Raw genomic sequence first — 19,747 nt, 5'->3', positions numbered from 1 at the left:
AGGATATTTTTTGAAAAAGTATTATGGAATGGCTGCGGCGGCGGGCTTCTTGTTTCTGGTTCTTTTAACCATTCAAGTGAACCGAGTGACCGCAGTCACCCCAACAAAGAGTGCAAGTATCGCTCGTTCAACAGATCAAGCATCAACGGGTGAAACAACAGAAACAAATGAAAAAGAGCCAAATGGGAACACGCAAGAGTCACAAGAACAAGCAAGTGCTAGTGATGAAGTGAACGAAGAGGATTTTCCAACTGTCTCATTGGATGATTGGTCATTGGTTTTGGTAGGCCCAAACAATAAAATCAAAAGCGAAATTGCCCAAAAAGATTTAGGGAAATTGTCGAATGGCTATCTCGTCGATCAACGCATCGTTTCAGCTTATGAAAAGCTGGCAGATGCCGCAAAAGCTGCAGGACATCCTTTGGTGATGGTCTCTGCCTACCGTTCAGTCGCGTATCAAGAGGAGATATTCAATGCCAATGTCAACACCCTGATGAGTCAAGGTCATACAAAAGAAGAAGCAATTCGGATCACGAAACTGACCTTTACTGAGCCTGGCTATAGCGAACACCATACTGGGCTTGCTGTTGATGTTGTGGATCAGGATTGGTATCAAAATCATACAGGAGAACTGCTCAATGAGGGGTTCGGTGATACTGAGGGTGGAAAATGGCTACAAGCTCATGCAAGGGAGTATGGGTTTATCATCCGTTACCCGAAAGGAAAACATGCTATTACGCAAATCGATTATGAGCCTTGGCATCTACGATATGTAGGGGTCGAAGTGGCAACCTACATTGAGGAGCAGGAGTTGACCTTTGAAGAGTTTCTGGAAGAAGCAAAAGAACACATCGCTCGAAAAGAAGCAGAACTGTCCTCTCACGAATGGGAAGATCCTTTGGCAGAGGACTGGATCTATGAGGGGTCTCTTGCTAAAAGTCAAGAAAGCAGTGAGCTTACACAAGATGAGTTGTTGCTGAATGGAGGCAATTTGTTTTCTGAAAATGTGTTTAGTCAGACAAAGGAAGTGAAAAAATGAGCGCAAGACGAAAAAAACAGAAGACTCGTTTCCCATTAGTCTTTCTAGGGTTATTCTTGATTGGGATTGCTTTTATTTTTTCCTTGAATAGTTTGGCAGACCCCCTTCCAAAAGAGGAAGAAACAAACACGGAAGCCATCTCCCATGAAGAATTTATTGATCGCATCGCTCCTTACGCACAAGAACTGCAAAAGGGCTACGGGATTTTACCAAGTATCATTATTGGACAGGCAATCCTTGAATCAGATTGGGGTCAAAGTTCTCTAGCCAGTGAATACAATAATTTATTTGGAATTAAGTCGTTTGGCCATTCAAAAAAGGTGACATTAGATACCCAAGAGTTTTATAATGGAGAATGGGTCACGATTCAAGGAGATTTTCGTGTCTATGATACTTGGGAAGAATCAATGGATGATCATACGATGTTGTTTGTAAATGGTGTGGATTGGAATCCTGCACTTTATGTAAATGTCTTGACAGCAAACGACTACCGCAGTGCCGCACAAGCATTACAAGATGCAGGGTATGCAACGGATCCGGATTATGCCAGCAAAATCATTCAAGTAATTGAAACCTACCAATTGAATCGATTTGATCAATAAGAAAAGAGAGTTGGCTGCTTATGGAAGAAAAATATATGCCAAAAATCACCACCGATTTGCGTAAAGATATCGTGAAAGTGCCTAAAGTTATTCGAGAGGCTAGCGGTATTCAAATATTTGGAAAACAAATCCGCTCCATTATTTTCACAACGGATATTGCGATCATCCGTAATACAAATGCGGATGCTGTGATTGCGGTCTATCCCTTTACACCACACCCAGCAATTACGAAAGCAATCATCGAAGCAGCGGACATTCCAGTGTTTTCTGGTGTCGGCGGGGGCTTGACCCAAGGATTTCGCTCGTCTTATATGAGCATGTTTGCTGAAGCCCAAGGGTCGATCGGGGTCGTCTTAAACGGACCAACGCCACTGAAAACTGTGGAGCAGGTCTGTAAAGTTGTAGATATTCCCGTTATCAGTACCGTAACGAGTAAGTATACCGAAATTGATGCCAAGCTTGAAGCTGGTGTGAAAGTCATCAATATCAGTGCGGGCAAGGACACAGCAGATACCGTGGCTTTCTTCCGTAAAAAATATCCGAAGCTGCCGATCATCGCAACCGGTGGACCAACCGATGAAAGCATCTTAGAAACGATTGAAGCAGGCGCGAATGCCATCACCTACACGCCGCCGTCCAATGGGGAGCTTTTCAGTAAAAAGATGGAACACTATCGCGATATGGAGAAGCCAGAGTAGGAAATGATCCACAAATGAGAATATTTTTATTTATAAAGGGCATTCCATGCTTGTGTTTTTAATCAAAGACAGGCATAATCGAATCTATCATTTAAAAATTACTTGTATATCGTCGAAATATGGTCGACAGTCTCTACCCGATACCGTAAATATCGGACTATAAGTAAAAATCGTGCCTGTTAGACACTTTTTTTGCTTTGGCAAAAAGAGTGTCTTTTTTTTCAGGATGGAATAGAAAGGAACGAGGAGAGCTAGGATGGAAAAATTAGTTGAGCGTATCAAAACACACGGAAATGTGCTGGGCGAAGGGGTTCTTAAAGTGGACCAATTTTTGACCCACCAAGTGGATTATGAGTTGATGAAAGAAATCGGTGCAGTCTTCGCGGAACGGTTTCAAGGAAGCGGCATCACAAAAGTAGTGACCATCGAAGCTTCAGGGATCGCACCAGCCCTTTATACTGCAGAACAGTTACAAGTACCAATGATCTTTGCCCGTAAAGCAAAGAGTTTGACAATGGATGAAGAGCTGCTGACTGCATCTGTCTATTCCTTTACCAAGCAAGTGACCAGCCAAGTATCGATTTCCAAGAAATTTTTGTCTTCAGAGGATACAGTCTTGATTATTGATGATTTTTTAGCAAACGGACAAGCAGCAAAAGGCTTGATCGAACTGTGCCAACAAGCAGGAGCCAACGTCGTCGGTATCGGTATCGTGATTGAAAAATCATTCCAAAGTGGTCGACAATTACTTGAAGAAATGGGGATTCCTGTTGTTTCACTAGCACGGATCGCCTCATTGTCTGAGGGACAAGTCAGCTTTTTAGAAGGAGATGCCTAATGAAAGAAACGAATAGCCGTTCAGCAGTTTTAGGCTTGCAACATTTACTAGCGATGTATGCAGGAGCTGTTGCCGTTCCTTTGTTGATTGGAACAGGTCTGGGCTTCAATGAAGCTCAGATGACGTATTTGATTTCGATCGATATTTTCATGTGCGGAATCGCTACGCTTTTGCAATTAGTTGTTACCCGCTTTTTCGGGATCGGCCTACCAGTCGTTTTAGGCTGTGCCATCCAAGCTGTCTCCCCATTGATTTTGATTGGCACCAAATCAGGGATCAGTGCGATTTACGGAGCGATCATTGCCGCTGGGATTTTCATTGTTCTGATCGCTGGCATTTTTTCGAAAATCAAAGTCTTGTTTCCCCCATTGGTGACGGGAACCGTGATTACCGTCATCGGCTTGACCTTGATTCCAGTCGCCATCACTAAAATCGGTGGGGGCGATGCTGCAGCTGCTAACTTTGGTGATCCAACGAATTTATTGTTAGGCTTTGTGACGATTGCCTTGATCATTGGGGTGCAGGTCTTTGGGAAAGGCTTTATTCGCTCGATTGCCGTTTTGATCGGTTTGATCGGTGGGACCATTTTAGCAGCGCTCTTAGGATTGGTGGATCTTTCTGCCATCGCCCACGCGCCTGTGTTTCATTTGCCTCAGCCTTTTTATTTTGGCTTACCAACCTTTGATCTGTGGTCGATCGTTTTGATGATCATTATTTCCATCGTGAGTCTGGTAGAGTCCACTGGTGTTTATTTTGCGCTGGGAGATATTACTGAAAAACCGATTACAGGCAATGACTTAAAGCGCGGCTATCGTGCGGAAGGCTTGGCGGTGATCCTTGGGGGGATATTCAATACATTTCCTTATACTGGATTTTCACAAAATGTAGGTTTGGTTCAACTTTCAGGTATTAAGACGCGACGCCCGATTTTCTTTTCAGCTATCTTTTTGATCGTATTAGGGCTGTTTCCAAAAGTCGGTGCCATTGCGCAAATCATTCCAGAAGCAGTACTGGGAGGCGGCATGTTAGTGATGTTTGGCATGGTCGCTGTTCAAGGGATGCGAATGCTGAGCAAAGTTGATTTTATGAATGACAAGAACTTGTTAGTGATTGCGGTATCGATCGGTTTTGGTTTAGGGTTCAATATGATGCCAACCTTATTCAGTCAGATGCCTGAAACCGTCCAAATGTTTACAGGCAATGGGATCGTCATGAGTAGTTTGACAGCCATTGTTTTGAATCTGTTCTTCAACGGATTGCCGAAAGAAACAGACGAAGTGACGGAATTGAGCTTGCAACAGTAAGTTGATTTGATCCAGACGAGGATTCGTCTGGATTTTTTGTATTGTTCCTTTATTTGTCTTTTTCCTACCAAACAGAAAGACTGAATAGTTTTCTTAGCCATAAAAACGAACGATACAAAGATAAACTAGCAAATAGTTCGAAAATATTTTGACATTGCTCCGGCAACTCGTTACTATTTAAAGGTGAAAGTGATTGTTAGTCATAACGTGTTATGCAAGGGGCGTTGGGTTGCAGTGACAAACTGCTGCTAACAAACTAATTTCGTGAGAAAATACTTCTGAGCTTGATTCAGAAGAAACTAGTAAAAAATCGTTGGAGGGAAAATCAAATGAAACCAGCAGTTGCAGTGATTATGGGGAGCAAGTCAGATTGGGAAACAATGAAGGAGTGCTGCTTGATTTTAGATGAGTTAGCGATACCTTATCAGAAAAAAGTCGTTTCGGCACATCGTACACCAGATTTGATGTTCGAATTTGCCGAAACTGCTCGTGCAGAAGGAATCAAAGTCATTGTCGCAGGAGCAGGAGGAGCAGCTCATTTGCCAGGAATGGTCGCAGCGAAAACAACGTTGCCCGTCATTGGTGTGCCTGTACAATCTCGCGCATTAAACGGGTTGGATTCCCTACTATCGATCGTGCAGATGCCAGCTGGTGTACCAGTGGCAACAACAGCGATCGGAAAAGCTGGCGCAACTAACGCAGGACTACTTGCAGCGCAGATGCTTTCCATGTATGATTTAGAGATAGCGGAGAAATTAAACGCGCGAAGAAATACATTAAAAGAAATTGTATTGGAAAGTAGTGATCAACTTGATTAAACCTTTAATGCCCAACGCAACGATCGGAATCGTTGGCGGAGGACAGCTAGGTCGTATGATGGCAATGAGTGCCAAAGAAATGGGCTTTCGGGTTGGCGTCTTAGACCCTACTGCCAATTGTCCAACAGCCCAAGTCGCTGATTGGCATATTGTTGCTGCCTACGATGATGTGTTTGCTTTAGAAGAAATGGCTCGACGTGCCGACGTGATCACCTATGAATTCGAAAATGTCAGTGTCGAGGCATTGAATTCCATTTTGCCTTATTCGCATATCCCTCAAGGGACTGACCTGTTAGCAATCACTCAAGATCGTTTATTAGAAAAGTCATTTCTAGAGGCTAACAATATCGTAATTGCACCTTATGCCACGATCATCAGTCCAACGGATATCCAAGATGCCATCGACAGTATCGGTTATCCCTGTGTGTTAAAAACGACTAGAGGCGGTTATGACGGAAAAGGGCAGCACGTGTTATACAGTACCGCGGACTTAGCGCCTTCGATGAACTTACTGCGTGAAGGGACGTGCGAATTAGAAGCGTGGATTCCTTTTGAAAAAGAATTGTCGATTTTAGTTGCTGGTAATGGAGAAACCTTTACCACTTTCCCAGTGGTAGAAAACATCCACCGCAACAATATTTTGCATCAAACGATCGCTCCTGCGCGCATTGATCCAGAAGTTGCCGAAGAAGCCAAACGGATCGCTCATATTATTGCGAAGGCCTTGGATCTGCAAGGCGTTTTAGCCATCGAAATGTTCTTGACTAAAAGTGGCGGCTTGTATGTCAATGAGTTGGCACCGCGACCGCATAATTCTGGTCACTATTCGATCGAAGCTTGTTCCATGAGTCAGTTTGATGCCCATATCCGGGGGATCTGTGGCTGGCCATTACCAGAAGTGTCATTGCTTTCATCAGCAGTCATGGTCAATGTCTTAGGCGATGAATTGACAGAAACGTATGAGTTGATTGCCACAAAACCTGCTTGGCAATTCCATTACTATGGCAAAGAAGAAGCGAAAACCGGGCGTAAAATGGGTCATATCACTGTTTTGACAGAAAATATCGCAGAGACCACTGAAGAAATCTATCAAACCAATATTTGGGATTAAAGGAGATAATAACATGTTAGAGCGTTACACAAGACCAGAAATGGGTGCTATTTGGACCGATCAAAACCGTTACCAAGCGTGGTTAGAAGTAGAAATATTGGCGGATGAAGCTTGGGCGGAACTAGGGGAGATACCGAAAGAGGATGTTGCTTTGATTCGTGAAAAAGCAACCTTCGATATCGACCGTATCTTAGAGATCGAAGCGCAAACGCGACATGATGTGGTTGCTTTTACCCGAGCAGTCTCTGAATCTTTAGGTGATGAAAGTAAATGGGTCCACTACGGCTTGACGTCGACGGATGTTGTTGATACTGCGTATGGCTACTTGATGAAACAAGCCAACGACTTGATTCGGGAAGATTTAAATCGTTTTGTGACGATCATTGGTGAAAAAGCCAAAGAATACAAACATACCGTAATGATGGGACGTACCCATGGTGTACATGCGGAACCAACGACCTTTGGCTTGAAATTAGCCTTATGGTATGCGGAAATGAAACGCAATGTCGAGCGTTTTGAGCGGGCAGCAAAAGGGGTCGAAGCAGGAAAGATCAGCGGAGCAGTTGGAACCTTTGCAAATATTCCACCGTTTGTCGAAGAGTATGTCTGTGAAAAATTAGGGATTCGTGCGCAAGATATTTCCACACAAGTACTACCTCGTGACTTGCATGCAGAGTATTTCTCTGCAATGGCGTTGATCGCAACTAGCATTGAGAAATTTGCAACCGAAATCCGGGGCTTACAAAAATCAGAAACCCGAGAAGTTGAAGAATTCTTCGCAAAAGGTCAAAAAGGTTCTTCTGCCATGCCCCATAAGCGTAACCCAATCGGTTCTGAAAATATGGCGGGACTTGCACGAGTCGTTCGCGGCCATATGGTGACAGCTTATGAAAATGTCTCACTGTGGCATGAACGGGATATCTCACATTCATCGGCAGAACGGATCATTATTCCGGATACGACGATTTTGATCGATTATATGCTGAATCGCTTTGGCAATATCGTCAAAAATCTGACTGTTTTCCCAGAGAATATGAAGCGCAATATGAATGCGACCTTTGGATTGATCTACAGCCAACGAGTGATGTTGAAATTGATCGATCACGGTATGACAAGAGAGCAAGCCTATGACTTGGTTCAGCCAAAAACAGCGCAAGCTTGGGATGAGCAAACGGATTTCCGTCCACTATTAGAAGCTGATCCAGCCATTACGGATGTGTTGTCCAAAGCAGACTTAGACGATGCGTTTGATTACAACCATCATTTAAAACAAGTCGACACGATCTTTGAACGTGTCGGTTTAGCCGAATAAGAAAAAAGCCGCAACCTTCAGATCCTTGTCTGAAGGTTGCGGCTTTTTTTTAATAATGTTCAGCTAAGTAGGTCAATAGCTCAGGTGCTAAACCAGTTGCTGATTGGTTTTCCTGGCGATCTTCTAGCATGGAGACCATCAGAAATCCTTGGTCTTGCGAATCAAAGGCAAATAAGAAACTGTTTTCCTGGCCTTTTTCATCTTGCTTTTCTTTGATTTCAGCTGTTCCTGTCTTAGCAGCCAATGGAATGTTTAATGCTGCCAAGGAATGTGCAGTTCCGTTTGGATCGGAAACAACGGCGGTCAAATCTTGATTGATTTGATCGATCGTTTCTGCTTTAAAGACTTCTTTGTCTTTTTGCTCTGCCTCTTTCACTAAACGGGGATAGACCAGCTTCCCTTGATTGGCAAAGACGGAGTAAATAGCCGCTTGCTGGATTGGATTCAATAGCAATTCTCCTTGGCCATAGCCGGTATCTGCCAGTAAAATGTCCGAATTGAAGGAGTCTTCATTTGAAATTTGAGCAGGATTCATCGCGATCGGTAAATCCAATGTTTCACCAAAAATCAACTTCGACAAGCCGTCACGAAAGGCATCTTCGCCCATAGATAGGGTTTGTTGCGCCATATAAATATTATCAGAGTATACCAGTGCATCCTTGAGATTCACAGAAGCTACATCAGTAACTCTCGTCACAAAGTAGTCGCCCCACGAGCTATCTTTTTGCCATTTCAATCCATCGATCGCGATACTCTGCGTAGGATCGATCGTGCCATTTTCCAAGCCGATCGCACCAGTGATGGCCTTAAAGGTCGAACCAGGTGCATAGGCCGTAGCAAAGCGGCTGATGAAAGGCAGGTCTTCATTTTGTTCATACGCATCATAATCTTCTTGTGAGATCCCTTGGGTCATTTTATTGGGATCATAACTTGGCGAGCTGGCAAGTACCAGCAGATCGCCAGTTTTGGGTTCGGTAACGACCGTTGCTCCTGCTTGGTTTTGTAAGGAGTCAAACGCCGTCTTTTGGGCTTGGGCATCAATGGTCAGTTGGATATCCTTGCCATCTGCGCGTTCTTTTTCTAACAGGACGACTTTTTCAGCACCATCTTCATCTGTGATGGCGATTTTTCCGCCGTTTTCTCCTCGCAACTCTTTATCGAAGGCAGCTTCCAGACCACTACGACCAATTTGTCCGTTGCTTGCTAGTGTTTCATCTTTTTCGATATCTTCCGCTGTTACATTTCCTAAGTAACCAATCAGTTGGGCGGCAGCTTCCCCAAGTGGGTAAGTGCGTCCAGTCGTTTCTTTTAAACTTGTTCCAGTTGGCATCTCATCCGTTGGTTCGATGATCTTCAAGGGGACGAACAACTCATCTTGAACCCAAGATTGCCCCAACGCTTGATTGATGGCTTCTTCTGTCAGGTCGAAACGTTCCGCGATCGCTTTGATATTGGCGTTTTTTTCGTCTCCCGTGCCCAGTTGCCCCGGAACGACGCCTAACTGATAAAGCGTGCCATTTTCTGCTAGTGGTTCGTTGTTTCGGTCGAGAATCTCCCCGCGAGTGGCATTATCTACGGAAATATTGACTTTGTCTTGTCCCTCCATTCCTGGAAAGATCAACTGAGGGGACCAATCGATCTTGGCTTCGTTATCTGCTACAGTGATCGTGCCACTATAAGAAAGCTCGGTTAATTCACCTAACGAGGTGGTCAAGGAACCGTTGTATTGGAAATTGAATTGATCGGAATCCTTGTCATTAGGAGTTACCTCAATCCCAGAGGCTTTAAATGATTCGGCACCGATACCAGTGAAGATCGCTTCGTATTTTGCAGAGACTTCGTCTGCGGTAAAGCCGGTTGATGCTAAACTGTCTTCAGACACGAAGGCAGGCAAGTCACTGTACTTCTGATCGGCCAAAGCGTCGATAAAGGAAGTGAGGGCTTTTTTAGCAGCGGCTTCTTCTTGCCGATCCTGATAGACGGTATAACCATAATAGCCGCCGCCTAGTACCAATAAGGCGGCAGGAAGTGCCAACCAGACGAAGCGCTTGGGCTTTTTCGCTGGCTTTTCGTTGCGAGAGCGCCGATTTTCTGACATATTATTGTTCCTCCTTCAAAGCCGTCATACGGGCATGATAAAGCGGCAACAGCGTTTGATAAACTGCTAAAATATCCGCCATCTCAACGTCTTCGATCATTTCTTTCGGAAAAATCTTTCCAATTTGAAGCTCGCTTTTTTTGACTTTCTTCAATCGTTCCAGATAGGTTGGCCACATGGCGATAGGGTGGTGGTCGTATTTTGTGTGATCAGGAGAAAGTGTAAAGTCAGCTGGTAATTGATCGAATAATTCTTTTTGGGCCAACCAGGATTCAGCGATCGTTGCCTGATTTTTCGGTTGGTCGATCACGCTGAGCCAAACAAAGACATACGCTTGATTGATCCCAATTTGAAAGTGGGCATCCATTTTATAGCCTCGTTTGTTCGGACCGATCCCTGCCCAGGTTTCGGCAGGAGGGTAGACGGTTCTGCGTCGGTGCTGAGCAATATGCAAATAAAAAGGCTCTTGGCAGCTTTCTTCAATTAATGGGATCGCTTCCTCACCGATCGTTTGAAAAATCGGCTGAATCTCGGCACGGATTTTTTCCATTCGTTCGTCTAACGTTTCTAAAGAAAAAGCATCAAATGATTGTTTCGTAAATAGCATAATCGTATCCTTTCTGTTGTCTGAAAATAGTATAACAAAAAAAGCCCGATAAAATACGGGCTTTTGTTTATTTTACCTTTTTTTATCGAAGGATACTCAGTCAGTTTGCCGCTGGACTCAATTTAAACGTTGGTGTCTGGCTTTGTTCCTTCAAAAGATGCAAAAGATCATCCAAGAAAGAAAAGTCCATTTCTTCTAAATTAAAATAAATCCGAAAAGAATACGTATGTTTAAATAAGCTTTGGCGATGGATTTGATGAATGATCAATTCGTCATTGCGTTCATTTTGAAATTGTAGAACACGCTTTTGTTCTTCGGCATAATGAGGGCGCGCCCCTTTTTTGAAGGGACTGAATAAATAGAAACTTGTTTGTTGGTTGATGGAAAGGATTTGCTGCACGGCCAATAATTCGTTATGGAGCTGTTGTTTTTCTTTGTCTGATAAATGAGCTAAAAAAAGTTCAGCACGATTCTTTAGCGACCACATATAGTACTCCTCCTTGAATGTAGCTACAATACGACCTAAATATAGCATGAAAAAAGAATATTGTAAACGCTTTATAAATCCTTTGCTGCTTCTAAAGAGGAATCTACTTTCAACCAAATGGGTAAAAAGCGAACATTCGTGTTTGTTAATATGTAAATGTACAGATAATCGTTGACCCGCTTTTTCTGCGTTGTTAGAATAATAAGCAAATAAAGATGTGTGTCATCGCTATGTGAAAAATATTACTTAACTGAGGTGGATTATGGAATCAGAAGTGCTTCTTTATGAAGGAAAAGCCAAGAAATTGTTTAAAACCAACGAAGAGGATGTATTGAGAGTCGTTTATTTGGATCAAGCTACTGCATTGAATGGTCAAAAGAAAGATGCCGTTGTAGGAAAGGGTGCCTTGAACAATCAGATCACTGCGCATCTTTTTCAGCGGCTAGCCGACAAAAACGTCCCAAGTCACTTTCTTCAATTAGTGTCTAAACACGAACAATTAATTCGAGCTGTCACCATGATTCCTTTAGAAGTCGTTGTTCGCAACACGGCTGCTGGTAGTTTTTCAAAGCGCTTGGGCATCGAAGAAGGAACCAAACTGCCAAAGCCGATCGTAGAGTTTTACTACAAAGAAGATCGCTTGGATGATCCGTTTATCAATGATGATCATGTGTTTTATCTAGGGCTTGCCTCAGAAGAGGAGCTGGACCAGATCAAAACATTGGCGCTGCAAGTCAACGCTGCGTTACTGGAAATCTTTGCGAACATCAACATTCGCTTGATCGATTTTAAAATCGAGATCGGCAAAACCAAAAAGGGCGAGTTGCTTCTGGCTGATGAGATTTCACCAGATACTTGTCGTTTATGGGATATGGGGACAAATGAGCATCTTGATAAAGATGTTTATCGACGTGATTTAGGGGACATCGTTCCTGTTTATGAAGAAGTCTTAAATCGTTTAGAAAAGGAGAATTCAGCATGTATTTAGTCAAAGTTTATGTAACCTATAAGGAATCTGTTTTAGACCCTCAAGGGGAAGCTGTGAAAGGAGCGGTTCATCGCTTGGGGTATCAAGATGTCAGTGATATTCGGATCGGGAAATACTTTGAAATCAAAGTGACACCTTCAAACAATCAAACACAAGCAGCTGTAGCAGAAGAAATCGAAGCGATCTGCGACAAGCTTTTGGCAAATGTCAATATGGAAACCTACCGTTATGAAATGGTTCAAATGGAGGAAGCGGCCCTATGAAATTTGCAGTGATCGTTTTTCCTGGATCAAATTGTGATGTTGATTTGATGTGGGCAATCAAAGATATCATGGGGGCAGAAGCAGAATATGTGCGCCATGATGCAGACAGTTTAGCCGGTTTTGACGGTGTTTTGCTTCCAGGAGGATTTTCTTATGGTGATTACTTAAGATGTGGAGCGATCGCCCGTTTTTCAACGATCATGTCAGAGGTCATTCGTCTGGCAAATGAAGGCAAACCTGTCTTTGGTACCTGCAATGGGTTTCAAATTTTAACGGAAGCGGGCTTGTTACCAGGGGTTTTACAAAGAAATGAATCACTCCATTTTATTTGCAAACCGGTCCGTCTGCAAGTGAATAATCAAACAGCTTTTACTTCTGAATATGAAACGGATCAAGTCATCACGCTTCCTGTCGCTCATGGTGAGGGCAATTATTATTGTGATGAAACGACTTATCAGGAATTGGTTGCCAACAATCAAATCGTTTTCCGTTATGAAGATAACGTCAACGGTAGCCTACACAACATCGCTGGTATCTGTAATAAAGCTGGCAATGTTCTAGGCATGATGCCTCATCCAGAACGAGCGATGGAAAGCTTATTAGGCTCAGAAGATGGCAAGAAGTTTTTTGCTTCATTATTGAAAAATTTTGGGAAGGTGCCGGTAAATGGATAAAATGATCGTAAAAGAACCTACACCACAAGAAATCAAAGACACGAAATTATACGAGCAATGGGGATTGACCCAAGAAGAATATCGGATGATCTCAGAAGATATTTTGGGACGTTTACCGAACTATACCGAAACTGGACTCTTTTCAGTGATGTGGAGTGAACATTGTTCTTACAAAAATTCCAAACCTGTTTTGCGGAAATTCCCGACAGAAGGGCCGCAAGTACTGCAAGGACCTGGAGAAGGTGCGGGTATCGTGGATATCGGCGATGATCTAGCCGTCGTTTTTAAAGCGGAAAGCCATAATCATCCTTCTGCGGTGGAACCTTATGAAGGAGCAGCAACTGGTGTTGGTGGGATCATCCGCGACATCTTCAGTATGGGAGCAAGACCGATTGCTGTTTTAGACTCCTTACGATTTGGTGAGTTAGATAATCCAAGAACGAAATATCTTTTGGAAGAAGTCGTTGCTGGAATCAGTGGCTATGGCAACTGTATTGGGATTCCGACCGTCGGTGGTGAAGTGGCATTTGATCCTTGTTATGAAGGCAATCCATTAGTCAATGCGATGTGTGTAGGGATCATTGCCCACAAGGATATTCAAAAAGGGCAGGCCAAAGGTGTTGGAAACACCATCATGTATGTCGGCGCAAAAACAGGACGCGACGGGATACATGGGGCGACTTTTGCATCGGAAGAATTTGTCGAAGGGGAAGAACAACAACGTTCCGCCGTACAAGTCGGTGATCCTTTTATGGAAAAACTTTTGTTGGAAGCTTGTTTGGAATTGATCGTGGATCATTCGGACATTTTAGTCGGAATTCAAGATATGGGTGCTGCTGGATTGGTTTCTTCTAGTGCCGAGATGGCATCAAAAGCCGGATCAGGGTTGCGTTTAACGTTAGATGATGTTCCACAACGAGAAACCAATATGACGCCTTATGAAATGATGTTGTCAGAATCTCAAGAGCGGATGCTGATCTGTGTCAAAAAAGGACATGAAACTGAAGTGGAAGCACTCTTTAAGAAATACGATCTAGAAGCCGTCGTGATCGGTGAAGTAACAGATGATGGCAACTATCGTTTGTTCCATCACGGACAGGAAGTCGCTAATTTGCCAGTAGATGCTTTAGCTGAAGATGCGCCGACTTACTACAAAGAGATGGCAGAACCGAAACGGATCAAAGTGTTTAAGGAAACACCAGACTTTGTTCCAGTGATTCACTCAGCAACGTCTGTATTTGCCGATCTACTGCAGCAGCCGACGATCGCTTCAAAACGCTCGATTTTTGAAACCTACGATTCGCAAGTTCGTACCAATACCGTGGTAGGACCCGGCAGTGATGCCGCTGTGTTACGAATCAAGGGAACCAATAAAGCCTTGGCGATGACGACTGACTGTAATGCTCGTTACCTGTACTTAGATCCAGAAGTCGGCGGACAGATCGCAGTTGCAGAAGCTGCTCGAAATATCGTCGCTTCCGGTGGGCGTCCATTGGCGATCACTGACTGCCTTAACTTCGGCTCGCCAGATAAACCAGAAGGATTCTGGGAGTTATCCACGGCTGCTGACGGGATCTCAGAAGCTTGTCGTGTGCTAGAGACACCAGTCATTTCTGGGAACGTCTCCTTATACAACGAAACGGACGGACAATCGGTCTATCCAACGCCGGTAATTGGGATGGTCGGATTGATCGAAGAGCTGGCGCATATCACGACGCAGCATTTCCAAGCAGCGGGGGATCTGATCTATGTCCTAGGGGAAACCCATGCTGACTTCAATGGGTCTGAATTGCAAAAACTGCAGACAGGAAAGATCGCTGGGCGTTTAATGTCCTTTGACCTTGAAACAGAAAAAATGAACCAACAATTGGTTACCGCAGCGATCCAAGCAGGTCTTGTTCAAAGTGCCCACGATTGTGCCGAAGGTGGTTTAGCGATCGCTTTAGCCGAATCCGCTTTTGACAAGGGCTTTGGTCTAAATGTGACCGTGTCATTGCCAGCAGCACAATTGTTTTCAGAAACCCAATCCCGATTTGTGCTTTCAGTCGCACCTGATAAGCAAGCAGCTTTTGAAGCGCTGGTAGGCGCTGCTGCAACAGCGATCGGGGAAGTGACTGCTGATGGCCAGATTCGCATGCAAGCACAAGATGATACGATCGAGATGCCCCTTACTGAGGCGAAATTGAAATGGGAGGAAGCCATTCCATGTTTAATGAAGTAAAGAGCCTCAACGAGGAATGTGGGGTTTTTGGTGTTTGGGGTCATCCAGATGCCGCTCGTGTCACCTACTTCGGACTACACAGTTTGCAACATCGCGGCCAAGAAGGTGCAGGGATTGTCACGAATGATGCGGGGAAACTCAATGGCCACCGTGATTTAGGGTTGCTAGCGGAAGTCTTTTCGGATGAACGTGTCCTCCAGCGTCTGACAGGAGATGCTGCCATTGGTCACGTTCGTTACGCAACTGCTGGTAATGGTAGCGTTGATAATATTCAACCATTTTTATTCAAATTTTTTGATCAGCAGATTGGCTTAGCTCATAACGGCAACTTGACGAATGCGAAAAGTCTACGGAAATCCTTAGAAAAGGCTGGTGCGATTTTCCACTCGAATTCCGATACAGAGATTCTCATGCACTTGATCCGTCGCAGCGAAGAACCGCTTTTTATGGATCGGGTCAAGGAGGCATTAAATCAAGTTAAAGGTGGATTTGCGTACCTTTTACTGACCGAAAATGCCATGATCGCAGCACTAGACCCCAATGGCTTTCGGCCATTGTCAATCGGGAAAATGGTCAATGGTGCTTATGTGGTGGCTTCAGAAACCTGTGCGTTGGAAGTCATCGGTGCGGAATTTATTCGTGATGTCCGACCAGGCGAAGTCGTGATCATTGATGATGCAGGCATTCAAATTGAACAGTATACCCAAGAAGTACAACCCGCGATATGTTCGATGGAGTTTATCTATTTTGCCCGTCCTGATTCCAACATCGCTGGCGTCAACGTCCATCGTGCCCGTAAAAATATGGGCCGTCGCTTAGCACAAGAGGCGCCGATCGAAGCGGATATGGTCATTGGTGTACCGAATTCATCCTTATCTGCTGCCAGCGGGTACGCAGAAGCATCAGGTATTCCCTATGAATTAGGCTTAGTAAAAAATCAATACATCGCACGAACGTTTATTCAACCGACGCAGGAGTTAAGGGAACAAGGTGTACGGATGAAGCTCTCAGCTGTTCGTGGCGTAGTCGAAGGCAAACGAGTGATTCTAGTCGACGATTCGATCGTCCGAGGAACCACCAGCCGCCGTATCGTGCAACTGCTAAAAGAAGCAGGTGCCAAAGAAGTTCATGTACGTATCGGTTCGCCGCCTTTGCGCTATCCGTGTTTTTACGGGATCGACATTCAAACGAGAAAAGAATTGATCGCAGCCAAATATACGGAAGCTGAGATTTGTGAAAAAATCGAAGCAGATTCTTTGGCCTTTTTAAGTGAAGACGGGTTGATCGAAGCGATCGGTTTAGATTTTGACGCACCTTACTCAGGATTGTGTATGGCCTATTTCAATGGCGATTATCCAACCCCTTTGTATGATTATGAAGAAAACTATCTCGCGTCTTTAGCTGAATAAATTGTAGGCAAAAATGGTTTTTCAAACGAAGCAGTGAAGGACCGCTGGTTTACTTGCGTTAACGACGAATGAGCTGAATGAAGAAAAGCGGATGAATGATTGAGGAGGAACAAACGTGGCAAATGCATATGCAAAAGCCGGTGTCGATGTCGAAGCCGGTTATGAAGTAGTCGAACGGATCAAAAAGCATGTGAAACGAACAGAACGTCTAGGCGTGATGGGGGCAATCGGGGGTTTTGGTGGATGTTTTGACTTATCATCGTACCAATTGAAAGAACCAGTACTCGTTTCTGGGACAGATGGTGTAGGAACTAAGCTTTTATTGGCGATCCAGCAAGAACAGCACACAACGATCGGCATTGATTGTGTCGCAATGTGCGTGAATGATATCGTCGCTCAAGGGGCAGAACCTATCTACTTCCTTGACTATGTTGCAGTCGGTAAAAACGATCCTGCAAAGATCGAACAAATCATTGCTGGTGTCGCAGAGGGCTGTGTGCAAGCGGGTGCTGCCCTGATTGGTGGGGAAACCGCTGAAATGCCGGGAATGTACCAACCAGAAGAATATGATCTTGCTGGCTTTGCCGTAGGAATCGTCGAAAAAAGTCGCTTGATCACTGGAGAAACCATCAAAGAAGGCGATGAGCTGATTGGTTTGCCTTCATCAGGCATTCACTCGAATGGGTACTCTTTAGTCAGAAAAGTCTTTTTTGAACAGCATGGCTATACAGGAGCAGAAACATTTGCAGAACTTGACAACCAAACACTTGCAGAAAGTTTATTGACGCCAACGAGAATTTACGTGGATGCATTGAAGCCTTTATTGACAGAAGGATTGCTAGCTGGAATTTCTCATATCACTGGTGGCGGCTTTGTTGAAAATATCCCGCGGATGCTGCCTGAAGGTCTGGCGGCAGAAATCTCCTTAGACACTTGGCCGCAGTTGCCGATATTTGATCTGATCGCTGCTCATGGCGCGATTCCTCACCAAGAAATGTTCGAGATTTTCAACATGGGGATCGGTATGGTCTTAGCCGTTGCGCCAGAAAATGTTGCGGCAGTAATGGCGCTTCTATCCGCCAATGAAGAACCAGCGTATCGGATCGGTAAAGTGACGAAACGTGACAACGAAGCTGTCTGCTTTAAAGAGGCAGTCCGATGAGGATCGCCGTCTTTGCTTCTGGAACGGGCAGCAATTTTACAGCGATCGCCGATGCGATCCAGGCTAATGAAATCAAAGGGGCGCAGATCGGATTGGTCTTTTCCGATAAACCTGCAGCGCCAGTGATAGAAAAAGCCCGCGCAAGAGACTATGAAACGCTTGTCTTGGAGCCAGCGGCTTTTGCGTCAAAAGCAGCCTTTGAAAGGAAATTGATCGAAGAATTGCATTATCATGCCATCGATTTTATTGTTTTAGCTGGGTATATGCGGATCATCGGGAACACCCTATTATCCGCTTATGAAGGCAGAGTCATTAATATCCATCCCTCGTTGTTGCCGAGCTTCCCAGGCAAATCTGGGATTGCCGATGCCTTCGCTTATGGCGTGAAAGTGACGGGGGTTACGGTTCATTATGTCGATGCTGGCATTGATACAGGGCCAATCATTGCCCAAGAAATCGTTCGGATTGACACCGACGATACGTTAACAAGTGTGACAGAGAAAATTCATCAAGTGGAACACCAAATCTATCCAGCTGTTTTAGCTGAAATTGTGGAAAAGGGGCTATCAAATCGTGAATAAACGTGCATTAATCAGTGTGTCTGACAAAGAAGGACTGGTACCATTTGTCCAAGAATTGACCAATTTAGGATTTGAGATCATTTCAACTGGCGGGACCAAAACCGTCTTGGAGGAAGCAGGGCTTCAACCGATCGGCATCGAAGCGATCACAGAATTTCCTGAAATGATGGACGGTAGGGTAAAAACGCTACATCCGCGGGTGCATGGTGGTCTGTTAGGGCGACGTGATCTGCCTTCTCATATGGAGGCAATGGCTGAGCACGGTATTTTACCGATCGACCTCGTTGTCGTCAATCTTTATCCATTTAAAGAAACGATCAGCAAGCCTGATGTCACAGAAGCCGACGCAATCGAAAATATCGACATCGGCGGACCAAGCATGCTGCGTTCTGCGGCGAAAAACCATGCCTCAGTAACTGTTGTCGTTGATCCCAAGGATTACGACTGGGTTTTAACTGAGCTGAAGGAAGGCAATACGACGTTGGCATCAAGAAAGAAATTAGCTGCCAAAGTCTTCCGCCATACCGCAGCCTACGATGCCTTGATTGGTGAATACTTGACCAAAGCGGTGGCTGAAACAGAAACGGAGAACTTGACGAAAACCTATGTTTTGAAACAAACATTGCGTTATGGTGAAAATAGTCATCAGAAAGCTTCCTTCTATCAAGACGCATTACCCGTGCCCTATTCGATTGCCAGCGCAAAACAAATCCACGGCAAAGAATTGTCTTACAACAACATTAAAGATGCTGACGCTGCCTTACGGATCGCAGAAGAATTTACAGAGCCAACTGCAGTAGCCCTAAAGCACATGAATCCATGTGGAATCGGAAGTGGAGAAACGATTGCTGAAGCTTTCCAAGAAGCTTACGAAGCAGACCCAGTGTCGATTTTTGGCGGGATTATCGTCTTAAATCGTCCAGTTGATGTGGCAACTGCGCAGCAGCTGCAGCGGATTTTTCTTGAGATCATTATTGCACCTGCATTTGAAGAAGGAGCACTTGAAATCCTAACGAAGAAAAAAAATCTGCGCTTGCTGGTTGTTGATTTCGAAAAAGCAGCCAAACAGCCAGAAGTTGTCTCTGTCCTTGGGGGCTTATTGGTGCAAGAACCAGACGATCAAATGGAGTCACCAGCAGATTGGACCGTGGTGACCAAAAGACAGCCGACACCAGAAGAAATCGCAGCCTTGGCATTTGCTTGGAAAGCGGTGAAACACGTGAAGTCCAATGCGATCGTTTTAGCCAATCAACAGCAAACCGTCGGGATCGGTGCTGGTCAAATGAACCGCGTTGGTTCAGTGAAAATCGCTGTGGAACAAGCCCGTGAAAACAATAAATTGGCTGGTTCAGTGCTGGCAAGCGATGCCTTTTTCCCGATGGATGACAGTGTCGAATATGCAGCACAACAAGGAATCAAAGCGATTATTCAACCTGGTGGTAGTATCAAAGATCAAGAATCGATCGACATGGCAGATAAGTACGGTGTGGCGATGGTCTTTACTGGTGTTCGTCATTTTAAACACTAAGAAATAG

The 19,747-nt window shown here is 44.5% G+C and carries 19 protein-coding genes and 1 riboswitch; of the genes, 16 read left to right on the top strand and 3 right to left on the bottom strand.

Going from position 1 to position 19,747, the window contains the following annotated elements; genetic code table 11:
• Positions 1-28: 28 nt before the first annotated feature.
• The 8 genes from IGI73_RS09020 (at position 29) to purB (ending at position 7,722) form a co-directional block, all read left to right on the top strand.
• Entirely contained in the window at positions 29-1,039 is a 1,011-nt protein-coding gene (locus IGI73_RS09020) for a M15 family metallopeptidase (protein ID WP_034696034.1), read from the top strand.
• Positions 1,036-1,641, top strand: coding sequence for a glycoside hydrolase family 73 protein (locus IGI73_RS09015; protein ID WP_005229997.1), 606 nt, complete (start codon positions 1,036-1,038; stop codon positions 1,639-1,641). Before IGI73_RS09020 ends, IGI73_RS09015 begins: the two co-directional genes overlap by 4 nt.
• A 20-nt stretch (positions 1,642-1,661) precedes the next feature.
• The gene (locus IGI73_RS09010) at positions 1,662-2,339 is read left to right on the top strand and encodes a hypothetical protein (RefSeq protein ID WP_010749577.1); all 678 of its coding nucleotides are present in this window, start codon (positions 1,662-1,664) and stop codon (positions 2,337-2,339) included.
• Positions 2,340-2,421: 82 nt separating this feature from the next.
• Positions 2,422-2,519: riboswitch (purine riboswitch) on the top strand.
• A 76-nt stretch (positions 2,520-2,595) separates the two neighbouring features.
• A complete protein-coding gene (locus IGI73_RS09005) occupies positions 2,596-3,177 on the top strand; it encodes a xanthine phosphoribosyltransferase (protein ID WP_010749578.1) in 582 nt (193 codons plus the stop codon).
• Positions 3,177-4,481 (top strand): nucleobase:cation symporter-2 family protein, encoded by a 1,305-nt coding sequence (locus IGI73_RS09000; protein ID WP_010749579.1) that lies wholly within the window; start codon positions 3,177-3,179, stop codon positions 4,479-4,481. Before IGI73_RS09005 ends, IGI73_RS09000 begins: the two co-directional genes overlap by 1 nt.
• Before the next feature lie 329 nt (positions 4,482-4,810).
• Positions 4,811-5,299, top strand: coding sequence for a 5-(carboxyamino)imidazole ribonucleotide mutase (purE, locus tag IGI73_RS08995; protein WP_010749580.1), 489 nt, complete (start codon positions 4,811-4,813; stop codon positions 5,297-5,299).
• Positions 5,283-6,410 (top strand): 5-(carboxyamino)imidazole ribonucleotide synthase, encoded by a 1,128-nt coding sequence (purK, locus tag IGI73_RS08990; RefSeq protein WP_284591656.1) that lies wholly within the window; start codon positions 5,283-5,285, stop codon positions 6,408-6,410. The genes purE and purK overlap by 17 nt, the downstream gene beginning before the upstream one ends.
• 13 nt (positions 6,411-6,423) lie before the next feature.
• Positions 6,424-7,722: an adenylosuccinate lyase gene (purB, locus tag IGI73_RS08985; protein ID WP_005231933.1), complete on the top strand. Its 1,299-nt coding sequence runs from the start codon at positions 6,424-6,426 to the stop codon at positions 7,720-7,722.
• A 49-nt stretch (positions 7,723-7,771) separates the two neighbouring features.
• On the opposite strand, the gene pbp4 is transcribed toward purB, so the two are convergent.
• From pbp4 to IGI73_RS08970, 3 genes are all read right to left on the bottom strand, one after another.
• The gene (pbp4, locus tag IGI73_RS08980) at positions 7,772-9,820 is read right to left on the bottom strand and encodes a penicillin-binding protein PBP4(5) (protein ID WP_347482517.1); all 2,049 of its coding nucleotides are present in this window, start codon (positions 9,818-9,820) and stop codon (positions 7,772-7,774) included.
• 1 nt (position 9,821) lies between these two features.
• The gene (locus IGI73_RS08975) at positions 9,822-10,427 is read right to left on the bottom strand and encodes a DUF1054 domain-containing protein (RefSeq protein WP_142964805.1); all 606 of its coding nucleotides are present in this window, start codon (positions 10,425-10,427) and stop codon (positions 9,822-9,824) included.
• 100 nt (positions 10,428-10,527) lie between these two features.
• Positions 10,528-10,962 carry a hypothetical protein gene (locus tag IGI73_RS08970; RefSeq protein ID WP_016611022.1) on the bottom strand — a complete coding sequence of 145 codons (435 nt, stop codon included), beginning with the start codon at positions 10,960-10,962 and terminating at the stop codon, positions 10,528-10,530.
• A 214-nt stretch (positions 10,963-11,176) separates the two neighbouring features.
• Between IGI73_RS08970 and purC the strand changes: the two genes are divergently transcribed.
• The 8 genes from purC (at position 11,177) to purH (ending at position 19,740) form a co-directional block, all read left to right on the top strand.
• The gene (gene purC, locus IGI73_RS08965) at positions 11,177-11,902 is read left to right on the top strand and encodes a phosphoribosylaminoimidazolesuccinocarboxamide synthase (RefSeq protein WP_081116641.1); all 726 of its coding nucleotides are present in this window, start codon (positions 11,177-11,179) and stop codon (positions 11,900-11,902) included.
• Positions 11,893-12,165, top strand: coding sequence for a phosphoribosylformylglycinamidine synthase subunit PurS (gene purS, locus IGI73_RS08960; protein WP_010749587.1), 273 nt, complete (start codon positions 11,893-11,895; stop codon positions 12,163-12,165). The genes purC and purS overlap by 10 nt, the downstream gene beginning before the upstream one ends.
• A complete protein-coding gene (gene purQ / locus IGI73_RS08955) occupies positions 12,162-12,839 on the top strand; it encodes a phosphoribosylformylglycinamidine synthase subunit PurQ (protein ID WP_010749588.1) in 678 nt (225 codons plus the stop codon). The genes purS and purQ overlap by 4 nt, the downstream gene beginning before the upstream one ends.
• Positions 12,832-15,060, top strand: coding sequence for a phosphoribosylformylglycinamidine synthase subunit PurL (gene purL / locus IGI73_RS08950; protein ID WP_197081988.1), 2,229 nt, complete (start codon positions 12,832-12,834; stop codon positions 15,058-15,060). The genes purQ and purL overlap by 8 nt, the downstream gene beginning before the upstream one ends.
• A complete protein-coding gene (gene purF / locus IGI73_RS08945) occupies positions 15,045-16,469 on the top strand; it encodes an amidophosphoribosyltransferase (RefSeq protein WP_010749590.1) in 1,425 nt (474 codons plus the stop codon). The genes purL and purF overlap by 16 nt, the downstream gene beginning before the upstream one ends.
• Positions 16,470-16,584: 115 nt before the next feature.
• The gene (gene purM, locus IGI73_RS08940) at positions 16,585-17,631 is read left to right on the top strand and encodes a phosphoribosylformylglycinamidine cyclo-ligase (protein ID WP_010749591.1); all 1,047 of its coding nucleotides are present in this window, start codon (positions 16,585-16,587) and stop codon (positions 17,629-17,631) included.
• The gene (gene purN / locus IGI73_RS08935) at positions 17,628-18,212 is read left to right on the top strand and encodes a phosphoribosylglycinamide formyltransferase (RefSeq protein WP_428207211.1); all 585 of its coding nucleotides are present in this window, start codon (positions 17,628-17,630) and stop codon (positions 18,210-18,212) included. The genes purM and purN overlap by 4 nt, the downstream gene beginning before the upstream one ends.
• On the top strand, positions 18,205-19,740 hold the full coding sequence (purH, locus tag IGI73_RS08930; protein ID WP_015509884.1) for a bifunctional phosphoribosylaminoimidazolecarboxamide formyltransferase/IMP cyclohydrolase: 1,536 nt from the start codon (positions 18,205-18,207) through the stop codon (positions 19,738-19,740). The genes purN and purH overlap by 8 nt, the downstream gene beginning before the upstream one ends.
• The last annotated feature ends 7 nt before the right edge of the window (positions 19,741-19,747 follow it).

The organism is Enterococcus sp. DIV0755f, assembly GCF_051713725.1.
Classification (GTDB): domain Bacteria; phylum Bacillota; class Bacilli; order Lactobacillales; family Enterococcaceae; genus Enterococcus_D; species Enterococcus_D casseliflavus.
This window is presented reverse-complemented; position numbering and strand designations above follow the sequence as displayed.